This window comes from Paenibacillus silagei (assembly GCF_017874735.1).
Taxonomy (GTDB): domain Bacteria; phylum Bacillota; class Bacilli; order Paenibacillales; family Paenibacillaceae; genus Paenibacillus_AQ; species Paenibacillus_AQ silagei.
Window position 1 is genome coordinate 183,159 of sequence record NZ_JAGGLV010000003.1, and the last position, 12,063, is coordinate 195,221.

Consider the following 12,063-nt stretch of genomic DNA (forward strand, 5'->3'; position numbering starts at 1 on the left):
CCGGCAGACGATTGAATATATAAGGAGGGCGTAATCATCATGACACAATCTACACATGAGACAACCGGAGAGCAGGTCTCCGCTTCACCAGCAGCTTTTGTCTTCACTACAGTGAGGTTAAGCATAGTATTCATCATTCTCTGCGGAATGATCTATCCGCTGGCTTCCACCGCGCTTGCCCAGGTGCTGATGCCTGCCCAGGCGAACGGCAGCCTGCTGAAGGATGCTTCCGGGAAGGTCGTCGGTTCTGCGCTGATCGGGCAGAGCTTCACGAACCAGGCTATGTTCCAGAGCCGTGTATCAAGTATCGGATACAAAGCCGAAGCCTCGGGATCGAATAACTATGGCCCATCGAATCCCGATATGCTGCAGCGCACGAAGGATTCCATTGCCCAGTGGAAGCTGGACAATCCCGGCGTCCCTGTAAGTCAGCTCCCTGTGGATCTGATTACGAATTCCGGATCGGGTCTTGATCCGCATATTTCTCCAGCTGCGGCGCTCGTGCAGGTTCCCCGGATCAGCAAGCTGACCGGCATTCCGGCAGATACCCTTGAAGCGCTGGTGAAAGAGCATACCGAAGGGCGTGATCTGGGGCTTTTCGGAGAGAAACGGGTGAATGTGCTGAAGCTGAATCTGGCACTGACAGAGGTAGCGAAGTAAGCTGAGTTCATAGAGACTGCTTCCTCCAGTTGTGAGTTGTGAGAATAGAAAGAAGGTGAGTCCGTGGCGCCCTATAAACGCAAGTCTCCTGAGGAGATTCTATATTCTATCTATCAGCTCCAGCGAGGGCGGCTGAAGATCATCATCGGCTCGGTCAGCGGCTCCGGCAAAACCTATCATATGCTGGAGGAAGGCAAGCTGCTGAAGCAACAGGGAATTGATGTGGTGATCAGTGCGGTCTCCACTATGGGCCGGGCGGAGACGGTTCAGCAGCTTGGCGATCTGGAGCGCGTGCCCAGCATTCACTGGCTGAAGGACGGCAAGGAGGAGAAGGATCTGCCGCTTGAGGCGCTGGTGGAGCGTAATCCTGAGGTGCTGCTGGTCGATGGTCTGGCCCACCGCAACCGTCCGGAGGCCCGCTTCCCAACCAGGCTTGCGGACATCCGTTATCTGATGGATCAGGGAATCAGCGTAATTACGACAATTAATGTCTATGAGCTGGCCGGTGTGGGCGAGCAGATCTATGAAATGACCGGCATCCGTGCGGAGTGTACCGTACCGCTCAATACACTGGAGCTCGCCGATGAGGTACGGCTGATCGATGTGTCGCCGGAGACGATTCTCAAGCGGCTGGAGGAGGGGGTGCTTGGAGAAGGTGCGCATCCGGCCCTATCCCTCAGGGGTAACCTTGGCGTTCTCCGTGAGGTGTCGCTGCGGCTGATGGCCGAAGGGGTCAATGATTCCCTGGAAAAGCATCGCGAGGCCGAAGGACTGATCGGCCCTTCGGGTGCAACAGAGCGGATTCTGGTATCCGCGCAGTATCATTGGAACGGTTCCCTCTATATTAGAAGGGGACAGCAGATTGCCAAACGGCTGAACGGAGACCTGCTAATCGTTACGTTCCTCCTGCGCGGACGTCCCCTGACCAAGGATCAGCAGGTATTCAAGCGCTCCATCCGCAAGCTGACCGAAAGGATTCAGGCCCGGTTCGAGGAGCTGGAGCTGCTGCGTCTGCGGATGCTGCCTTCCATGCTTGTGCGCTATGCCATTCAGAACAATGTCACCCGAATTGTGATGGGGCATTCGCAGAAAAGCCGCTGGCAGGAGAAGTGGCAAGGCTCCATTGCCAGCCGTGTCCTGCGGAGGACGCGGAATATTGATGTGTTCCTGATGGCTGACCGTGCCGAGCAGGAGGGAGAACGGGTTCTGCCGGTCCGTCCCGCCGTGAAGATGGCGGCAGAACCGTTCCACCGGCTGACCGGCCGGGAGCTGGAGCGGCGGATCGAGGATATCCGCCGGGGCACCTTCAAGGTGTACATCGGCGCAGCCCCCGGCGTAGGCAAAACCTACAAAATGCTCCAGGAAGGCAATCTGCTGCTGGGCAGGGGCATCGATGTGGTTATCGGACTGCTGGAGACCCATGGGAGAGAGGAAACCGGCAAGCAGGTGGGCAAGTTAAGGATGATTCCGAGAGCGCAGATTGCCTACCAGTCCACTGAACTTACGGAGATGGATACAGCGGCTATTATCGCCCGCCGTCCCGAGGTGGTGCTGGTGGATGAGCTGGCCCACACCAATGTCCCCGGCAGCCTCACCAAGAAGCGGTATGAGGATGTGATCAAGCTGCTGGAGAACGGGATCTCTGTCATTACCACGGTTAATGTACAGCATCTGGAGAGCCTGAACGATGCGGTGGAGCAGCTAACCGGTGTGCGTGTGCGCGAGACAGTGCCGGATGCCATCCTGCGGATGGCGAGTGAGGTGGAGCTGATTGATGTGACTCCGCAGATGCTGCAGCAGCGGATGCGGGAAGGGAAGATCTATGCGCAGGAGAAGGTTAATCAGGCACTGGAGTCTTTTTTCAAAATCGGCAATCTGATCGCGCTGCGTGAATTGGCCCTGCGCGAGATTGCCGATGATGTGGATGAGCGGCTGGAGGCCTGGGAGCGTGAGCCTGCCTTGCGCGGACCCTGGAGCAGACGGGAGGTTATCTTCGTCTGTGTAGACACAGGACCGCAGGCTGAACGGCTGGTCCGCCGCGGATTCCGCATTGCACACCGCCTGAAGGCGGAGTGGCATGTTCACTATGTGCACTGTGCCCGCATGAAGACGGCGGAGGAGCAGAAGCGGCTGGATACGCTGAGGGCTCTGACCGAGCGGCTGGGCGGGGTAATGGACATCACGGAAGCGGGAAGCCGCAAGCATCTCTATAAGCATCTGCTCCAGCGGATGAATGACATGCACACTACGCAGGTAATCATCGGTCAGTCCCGCAGACCCTTCCTGCGCAGCTTGTTCTCCACGAGCTTCGTTCAATATCTGCTGCGGCATGCCCGGCATATGGATATGCTGATCGTGGCCGTTCATACGCAGATGATGGAATGAACCTGTCTGCATACGGCCCTACGGCACTGTGCGGGTAATGTACAATTTACACGGGTTTGTTCAGTAATTGACATCCTTGGCTTGGCACCATTGGCAATTGCGCAATAGAGTCCCCGCTGCTAACCTAATGAACAGATGTTCATTTCAATACAACTGTTTGAAGCGGAAAGGGGATACTAGATGCGAATATTAGTGATGGGTGCAGGGGTAATAGGAAGTTATTTGGCACATGTGCTGGTACAGGGCGGGAATGAGGTCACAATACTGGCCAGAACGAAGCGGGCGGGCCAATTGCAGAAGGACGGACTGGTCCTCCGGCATTATTTTCAGCGCAAAACGACTGTGGATCAGGTGAAGGTGATATCCGAACTGCGGAGGGACGATGTCTATGATCTAATCTTCGTAGTGATGAAATACAATGACTTCCCGGCGGTGCTGCCGGCGCTGGCGGACAACGAAAGTAAGAATATTGTGCTTGTCGGCAATAACGGGGATACCCGCGGGATGCAGCAGTTCTTCCAGGAGAACAGCCGGATTCCGCAGAATATTGCGTTTGGCTTCCAAATTAACGGGGGTACCCGGGAGGAAGACGGGCGTGTTATCGTGGTAAGCGGTGGCGGCAAGATGGTGCTAGGCAGTCTGGAGGGTGAGGTTCCGTTCAAGCCGCTGCTTGAGGAAGCCTTCCGGAAGACGAAGTATAAGCTGGATTATTCGCAGGATATTAACGCCTGGCTCCTGAGTCACATCGTTTCAATTATTCCGGTTATGTCGGTCATTTATCTCTATGATTTTGATTTGGCAAAAGCAAGCAAAGACTCCGCCCGCTGGAAACAGGCGGTTGCTGTAATGGATGAAGGGTTCCGCGTGCTCTCCACGCTGGGCTTACCCGTTAACCCCGCCTCCCTTGTTAACGGGGCGAAGAAGCACCCGGCACTGCTCGCTCAAGGGTTGAGATTGTTACAAAAGCTGCCCTTCATGAAGCTGATCGATGGCTCTTTCAGCGAGATTGCGGCGCTCTATCAAGCCTTTGAACCTCTGATGCAGCAAGCCCGTCTGTCCACACCGGCGTGGGATGATTTCAAGCAGCAGACGATGAGAAAATATGCGCTGGAGCAGGCCTAGGATGAACGAGTGCACGGAATACAGATGAACATATGAACAGATCAGTTCCTCCAAAAGAACAGCTCAGGAAGCTCCGCTAAGGCGGAGTTTGCTGGGCTGTTTTTGCTAATTAAGTAAATCACTATGGTTTTCTTATGTGTATGCCAAAAACCACATACAATGTGCAGGTACGAGGGCGCCGGGCCCAATGCTATGCTAAAAACCACACACATTACGCAGGTACGAGGGCGCCCGGGCCCAATGTATGCTAAAAACCACACACAATATGCTGGTACGAGGGAGCCCGGGCCCAATGTATGCTAAAAACCGCATACAATGTGTCAGCCTGAAGTTGTGTGAGCATGCTGCTGCCCAAAAGGAGCAAATGAGCGGCAGCCAGTGCAGCAACATTTTCCCATGAATTCGCCAGATGCCGCTATCAACATAACATACATAATGTTCCATTCTAGTTATAAAGTCTTGTAATTTAACGTGCTAAAGAGATATGCTTATTACCATGTGGATACAAATACAACAGAAGGAGTGGACTAACTATGACTATTATCGATACGATTCAAACGAGAAGAACGATCAAAGCCTTCCGGCCAGACCCGATTAAGGAGGAGGAGCTGAATACTTGGCTGGAGGCTGCCAGCTATGCTCCGAACCACCGGATGAATGAGCCGTGGGAGCTGTTGTTCATTGGGCCGCAGACCCGTGCAGCGCTGAACCATAAGACTGATTTTGGCGGTGCTCCGGTGCTGATTGGAGTCTTATCCAAATCTGCCGCTACCACAATGGAACGTGAAGAAAACATCATGGCCGTGTCCTGCTATATCCAGAATTTCATGCTGGCAGCCCATGAGGCAGGAGCTGGCGTGTTCTGGTCGTCACTCGGCGGTACAGCCAAGGGCCGTGAGGTGCTAGGCGTTCCTGAAGAGCAGGATGTTATTGCGGTGCTTGCCGTAGGGTATCCTTCGGAAGTGCCTGCTGCCAAGCAGCGAACGCCAATGACTGATAAAATCACATATTTACCCTAAACGGACGAACGGATGCGACGACTGATGAGATGAAGGTGAACTGAATGTGGAAGCTCAGGGGCTTCATGAAGCCGTACGCCCTCTGGAGCGTGCTTGCCCCGCTGTTAATGGTAGTTGAAGTAGTGATGGACCTGCTGCAGCCTGCACTTATGGCCAGTATTGTGGATAAAGGCCTGATGAAGAATGATTTATCGCATATCCTTTCAACAGGAGGAATGATGATTGGAATCTCTATCATCGGGATGACTGGGGGTGTGGGCTGTGCGATATGTGCAAGTATCGCCTCACAGAATTTCGGGAATGATCTGCGCATCAAGCTGTTTGAGCATATCCAGACCTTCTCGAACCGCAATCTGGATCGGCTGAAGACCGGCTCGCTGATCACCCGGCTGACGAACGATGTCGTGCAGCTCCAGACCTTCGTGCAGATGATTCTGCGGAGCTTCGTGCGGTCACCGCTGCTGCTGATCGGCAGTCTGGTCATGGCGGTCCGGATCAGCCCGTCCCTGGCGCTGATCCTGCTGGGTGCGGTTCCGCTGCTGTTCATCCTGCTGTTTGTGCTGATCCGGCTCTCTTTTCCGTTATTTGCCCGGATGCAGGAGAAGCTGGATGGGGTGAGCAATGTACTGCAGGAGAATCTCACCGGCATTCGTGTAATCAAAGCCTTCGTCCGTGGAGACCATGAGCAGAAGCGCTTCGATACCGCCAATACCGGCTATACGGATACCGGAATCCGGGCGATCCGTCTGATGGCGCTGAATATGCCGCTTATGATGCTGATTCTGAATGCCAGCATTATTGCCGTGCTCTGGTTCGGGGGCCTACAGAACTGGAACGGGGCGCTGCCCGTTGGTGAACTAATTGCCTTCATTAACTATGTTACTCAATTGCTCATGTCGATGATGATGCTGAGCACGATGCTTGCCTTCGTATCACGGGCTAAGGTATCGGGGGACCGTGTGAATGAAGTATTCGCCGCCACAAGTGAAATTACCGAAGCGCCTGCGGCGGACCAAGCAGCCATTACGCTCGGACGGATTGAGTTCAGCAAGGTCTCCTTCGCCTATAACCGCGGGGATGAGAATCTTGTGCTGGAGGATATCAGCTTTGCAGCCAGCCCTGGGGAGACGATCGCTATTCTGGGGGCTACCGGAGCAGGGAAGTCTACCCTGGTTAGTCTGATTCCAAGATTCTATGAGGTCTTGTCCGGTGCCGTTTTGATCGACGGAACAGACATCCGGGAGATTAGCCTGGAGCATCTGCGGAGCCGGATCGGCTTCGTAATGCAGCAGTCCCTGCTGTTCAGCGGCAGTATCAGGGATAATATCCGTTACGGACGGCCGGAAGCAACAGATGAAGAAGTGGAGCAGGCGGCTGTGGCCGCAGAAGCACATGGATTCATTACAGCTATGCCGCAAGGCTACGACACGCAGCTCGGACAACGCGGGGTGAACCTGTCAGGCGGACAAAAGCAGCGTCTGTCCATTGCACGCGCGCTGTTAATTAAGCCAGCCATTCTGATCCTGGATGACAGCACCAGCGCTCTGGATGCAGTTACCGAAGCAAGCATCCGCCTGCTGCTGAAGACGGAGCTTCAGGACTCTACTGTCGTTATGATTGCCCAGCGGGTGTCTTCCATTATAGATGCCGACCGGATCTTGATTCTGGAGAACGGCCGGATCGCCGCACAGGGTACGCATACCGAGCTGATGGCAGGCAGCGAGATCTACCGGGACATCCGTCACTCCCAGTTGAAGGAAGAGGAGGAGCCCTATGTCCAGTCAACGTAAAGGGGAGCAGGCTCACGGCGGACCTGGAGTGTTAGGCGGCGGGCCTCCCGGCCGGGTTGGCGTAGTACCCAAGGTACGTCCGAAGAATAGCAAGGCAACGATCCTCCGCATCTGGTCCTATCTGAACCGTCAGCGGACAGGGCTGATTATGGTCTATGTATTCACGATTCTGAATGCTGTCCTCGCCCTGATCGGACCCTATCTGTTAGGAAAAGCTATTGATACCGCGATCCTCCCGCAGGATTATAGTCTGCTGGTCCGGTTCTGTCTCCTTCTGGGCGGCATTTATCTGCTGGGCAGCGCCGTCTCGTGGGTCCAGGCTTATGTGATGACCTCCGTCTCCCAGCGCACGGTGTACGAGCTGCGGCGGGACCTGTTCGCCAAATACCAGGAGCTGCCGGTCAGCTTCTTCGATACCCATGCTAACGGTGAGCTAATGAGCCGTGCAACCAATGACATTGACAACGTCTCCAACTCCCTGAATCAGAGTGTAACCCAGCTGCTGAACAGTCTGATTACACTTAGCGGCTCTCTGGTCATTATGCTGATGCTGAATGTGCCGTTGACTGGAGTTGCTCTGGTAACCATTCCGCTGGTCGTGCTGGCTAGCCGCCGGATTACCGGCTTAAGCCGGATCTACTTCAAGGATCAGCAGCAGCATCTGGGTGAGCTGAACGGCTTCATTGAAGAAGCGGTCAGCGGCCAGAAGGTGATTAAGCAATACCGCAGAGAACAGGCGGAGGTCACCAGATTCCGCGGAATAAGCGGGGAGCTTAACCAAGCTAGCATTAAGGCGCAGATCGTATCCGGCCTGGTAGGACCAGTAATGAACCTGATTAACAATCTGAACTTCGCGCTGATTGCCGGAATTGGCGGCTGGATGGCTTATCATGAGCTGGTTACCGTGGGGGTCATCGTCAGTATGCTGAATTATGCCAAGCAGTTCGGCCGCCCCATCTCCGACCTTGCGAACCAGTATAATCTGATCCAATCGGCAATCGCCGGAGCGGAGCGCGTATTTGAAGTGATGGATATGTCCTCCGAGTACAGCGGGGAGCAGCCTCAGGATCTGGAGCGGATTCGCGGGGAAGTTGTTTTCCGGGATGTAGTGTTCGGCTATAAGCCGGGCGCGCCTATTCTGAACGGTGTAAGCTTCACCGCACAGCCAGGCGAGACGATCGCCCTGGTCGGGCCGACCGGAGCGGGGAAGACGACCATTGTCAACCTGCTGACGCGCTTCTATGAAGTGAGCGGCGGTGAGGTGCTGATCGACGGCAGGGATATCCGGGAGCTGGGTAAAAACGAGCTGCGCCGCCAGCTCGGCATGGTGCTGCAGGACGCCCATGTCTTCTCGGGGACCATACGTGAGAATATCCGGTTCGGCCGTCTGGAGGCCACGGACCGTGAAGTGGAAGAGGCGGCCAATCTAGCCAACGTCAGCGGCTTCATAGCGCGAATGCCGCAGGGGTACGACACGCTGCTGGGCACGGACGGGACCACCTTGAGCCACGGCCAGCGCCAGCTGTTGACCATTGCCCGCGCCATCCTGGCCGATCCGGCCATCCTCATTCTGGATGAGGCAACGAGCAGTGTGGATACCCGGACAGAGATGCATATTCAGCAGGCTATGCGGACACTGATGAAGGGCCGCACCAGCTTCGTGATCGCCCACCGGCTCAGTACCATTCAGGATGCTGACCGGATTCTGGTCATCCAAGGCGGACAGATCGCCGAGCAGGGAAGCCACAGCCAGCTCCTTGCGCTGCAAGGGATATATGCCGAGCTGTATAACAGCCAGTTTAAGCAAGCCTTTGAAGCCGGGTAACTAAGGCGGCGAATGCCGAATATTGTATCTTAAAGTTATAATTACAGGAAAACAGCGATCCTCCGTTTATAAGAGAATTGCTGTTTTTCATTTTTTTACTCCAGCCGCTATTGAATTTGTGACCGTTCACGGTATCGCTTTCTTTCGAATGTTCATATTATTGGTTACAAAGTGCAACAATGCACCTTATCCAGCACCGCACAGATGGAATTCCTGCACAAAATACAACAATGCGCATGATCCAGCACCGCGCTGATGGAATTCCTGCACTAATTACAACAATCTGCGCTCCTCAGCTGTGAATCTAACCGAATTCCTGCAATAAATACAACAATGTGCATGATCTGAGCTCAAACGAACGGAGTTCCTGCAAAAAGTACAACATTTATATTCAGTGAAGTGTTCAGTAGGCGTTCAGTGGGGCGTTCATTGAGGCGTTCAGTGCGGCTATTTCTTTTTCAGATTTGTGTTGCATGAGAACACTAATCTCTTTCAGTATGTTTTAAGTGCATTCGCACCCTACATTCAAACAGCGGAGCGGACGGAACGACCCGCGTAAAAGCGGAGCGTTCGCCTTTGTGTGCGGATTTTCACCGATTAGGTAAAAATAATAAAAATCTGGACACAACAGCGATTGTAACAACGTTCCGTTTGCGCAGCGTTCACCCGAGCTAAGACGTATATCATACTCAAAACCAAGGGTCTCCCAAGTAACTGCACCATATATTTCGGCTTATTATCAGCCAATTTCACAACAGGACACATAAAGGACATAACACTCGACTATGCTGAGAGGTATAAACGGGTTGAAAGCAGGGAGTACATTGAAGAAAAAGTTACTGCTTGTCGAAGACGAGCTGCGTATCCGTGAGCTGGTGTCGGATTACTTCATACAGGACGGCTGGGAGGTGCGCGAAGCCGATAATGGGCAGGACGCGCTCCTGTGGTTCGATTCGCTTGAGCCGGATCTGCTGATTCTGGATATTATGATGCCCAAAATGGACGGATTTCAGGTATGCCGGGAGATCCGCAAGAAATCGGCGACCCCGATTATTCTGCTGACCGCCAAATCCGCCGATGACGACAAAATACACGGCTTCGAGCTGGGCGCCGATGATTATGTAACCAAGCCGTTCAGTCCCAAGGTGCTGGTGGCTCGGGCTGCCGCGTTGATGAAACGGGTTGAAGGCGCACATCAGCCAGAATCCGGGGTAGTGAGATTCGGCTCAGCCATCTTCAACACCATGGCGCACCGTCTAGAGGTGGAAGGCGCCGATGTCGAGCTAACCCCGAAGGAATATGATCTCCTGTGGCTGCTGATCCGCAACAAGGGCCATGTGGTCTCGCGGGATACCATCCTCAGCCGGGTGTGGGGAATTGAATTCGAGGGGGACTCCCGGGTCGTGGACAGCCATATCAAGAAACTGCGCAGCAAGCTGGGGTATGAATCCCGACACATTCGAACAGTGATTGGAACCGGCTACAGATTCGAGGATGAAGAATGAAAAGATGGGGAATTACCTTCAAGCTGTTCGTGATGACCGTGATCTTCTTCGTCTGTTTCTACGGGATGGTAATCCTCAGCCAGTTCCTGCTGTTCGACCGCTTCTACCAGACGCAGAAGGAGTCCCGTGTAGAGAAGCATCTTAAGAGCTTCGGGACAAGCTACACCAAAGAAGCCTGGGGCAGAACCCGCACTTCCCGCGAGCTGGTCCGGTTCATGCTGCGCAATAAGACACAGATGGTCATTCTGAAGCTGGACGGGCGGATGAAGTCGGAAGATCCGTTCCGCATGAAGCTGATTGACGATAAAGGCCAGACTCAGGTGATCCCCATGTCCTTGTTCATGAATCAATTCGGAGATATGCTCCGGTCGGCCCATTTGAAAGAGAATGACCGGGTTACCATCCAGGGAGAGCTTGTCACTGGGGAGAATGACCTCGGCAATCAGTTTTTCCCGCTCACGATTACGAAACAGGGGTTCCAGCCGGTAGGCGAGGAGGCGGAGCTGGGCAACACAAGCATTACCGGGACAATTACGGAGCTGGTCCTACCGGATCTGAAAATATGGAACCCGCGCCAGGGCATCCTTTTCGAGGCTATCGAGGACTGGTTCCCGTTAAATACGGGGCAGCTGGAGAGCCTGGGCAAGCTGAATATGGTCAAGGAAGAGTGGACGGCTCCCTGGAGCGGTATCCGCAATTCCGTGATGATTCTGCCCGTGAAACAGGCCAGCGGGGAGATTGAGCTGTTGTTCTCAGTGACCTCACTGCAGGATGTTAAGGATTCCAATGAAGCGCTGCGCTGGTTCTTTTTATACTTAGGGCTTGGCGGGTTCGTGCTGATTCTGGTCCTCTCGCTGTTCTATTCCAAGATGGTGACCCGGCCCTTGATCAAGCTCAATAATACGGCTAAACGGATGGTAGCACTCGATTTCACCGGCCATGCCTCCATCCGCCAGAAGGATGAGCTGGGCAATCTGTCCAGAAGCATGTTCACCTTGTCCCAAAGTCTGGACACTGCACTGGGCGAGCTGCGGGAGACGAATCAGCAGCTGGTGGAGGAGATGGAGCAGAAGAAGAAGCTGGAGCAGATGCAGCAGGACTTTTTTGCCAGTGCCTCCCATGAGCTGAAGACGCCGCTTAGCATTATCAAGGGCTTCGCCGAGGGTCTGGAGGATGGGGTGAGCGCCGGCAAGCAGGATCATTACATCAAGGTCATTATCGAAGAGGCCGACAAGATGGAGTTCCTGGTAAAAGATATGCTGGACCTGGCCCGGCTGGAGTCCGGCACGATCAAGCTGCGCAAAAGCTCCTTCATGCTGAGCGAAATGACGGAGAAGGTGACCGATAAACTGGTGCATTCCCTTCAAAATAAGCAGCTGGATGTGGTCATTATTCCGGCGAATGAATTGCCCGTATATGCGGATGCTACATGGATTGAACAGGTGCTCAGCAATCTGCTGACCAACGCGATCCGTCATGCGGAAGAGGGCAGTACGATAACCGTCACCTTGGAGAGTTCACCCAAGAAGCTGCTGTTCACCATACACAACAAAGGGGAGCGAATCCCCGAGGATCAGCTGGCGCATATCTGGGAGCGCTTCTACCGGATCGAGGCTTCACGCAGCCGTCTGACGGGCGGGACCGGACTCGGATTATCCATTGCGAAGCAGATTTTAGATATGCATGGCTGCCGGTATGCAGTGATGAACACCTCGGACGGCGTCTGTTTTAGTGTAACCTTTGGAGGCTGAGCCGCC

8 protein-coding genes are annotated in these 12,063 nt (G+C 54.2%); all 8 read left to right on the forward strand.

The features are described 5' to 3' along the window. Window positions 1–39: 39 nt before the first annotated feature. The 8 genes from kdpC to J2Z70_RS06355 all read left to right on the forward strand — a co-directional run bounded on the left by kdpC (window position 40) and on the right by J2Z70_RS06355 (window position 12,057). Window positions 40–660 carry a potassium-transporting ATPase subunit KdpC gene (gene kdpC / locus J2Z70_RS06320; RefSeq protein ID WP_209870564.1) on the forward strand — a complete coding sequence of 207 codons (621 nt, stop codon included), beginning with the start codon at window positions 40–42 and terminating at the stop codon, window positions 658–660. 63 nt (window positions 661–723) lie between these two features. Continuing rightward, window positions 724–3,045 (forward strand): universal stress protein, encoded by a 2,322-nt coding sequence (locus J2Z70_RS06325; protein ID WP_209870567.1) that lies wholly within the window; start codon window positions 724–726, stop codon window positions 3,043–3,045. 180 nt (window positions 3,046–3,225) lie between these two features. Beyond that, window positions 3,226–4,167: a ketopantoate reductase family protein gene (locus tag J2Z70_RS06330; RefSeq protein WP_209870569.1), complete on the forward strand. Its 942-nt coding sequence runs from the start codon at window positions 3,226–3,228 to the stop codon at window positions 4,165–4,167. A gap of 533 nt (window positions 4,168–4,700) precedes the next feature. Then, on the forward strand, window positions 4,701–5,186 hold the full coding sequence (locus J2Z70_RS06335) for a nitroreductase family protein (protein WP_209870572.1): 486 nt from the start codon (window positions 4,701–4,703) through the stop codon (window positions 5,184–5,186). A 44-nt stretch (window positions 5,187–5,230) separates the two neighbouring features. Then, window positions 5,231–6,976 (forward strand): ABC transporter ATP-binding protein, encoded by a 1,746-nt coding sequence (locus J2Z70_RS06340; RefSeq protein ID WP_209870575.1) that lies wholly within the window; start codon window positions 5,231–5,233, stop codon window positions 6,974–6,976. Beyond that, window positions 6,960–8,801, forward strand: a complete 1,842-nt coding sequence (locus J2Z70_RS06345) for an ABC transporter ATP-binding protein (protein WP_209870578.1) — start codon at window positions 6,960–6,962, stop codon at window positions 8,799–8,801. The genes J2Z70_RS06340 and J2Z70_RS06345 overlap by 17 nt, the downstream gene beginning before the upstream one ends. 824 nt (window positions 8,802–9,625) lie before the next feature. After that, window positions 9,626–10,306 carry a response regulator transcription factor gene (locus J2Z70_RS06350; protein ID WP_036728495.1) on the forward strand — a complete coding sequence of 227 codons (681 nt, stop codon included), beginning with the start codon at window positions 9,626–9,628 and terminating at the stop codon, window positions 10,304–10,306. Then, a complete protein-coding gene (locus tag J2Z70_RS06355; RefSeq protein WP_209870581.1) occupies window positions 10,303–12,057 on the forward strand; it encodes a sensor histidine kinase in 1,755 nt (584 codons plus the stop codon). Before J2Z70_RS06350 ends, J2Z70_RS06355 begins: the two co-directional genes overlap by 4 nt. Window positions 12,058–12,063 lie beyond the last annotated feature (6 nt).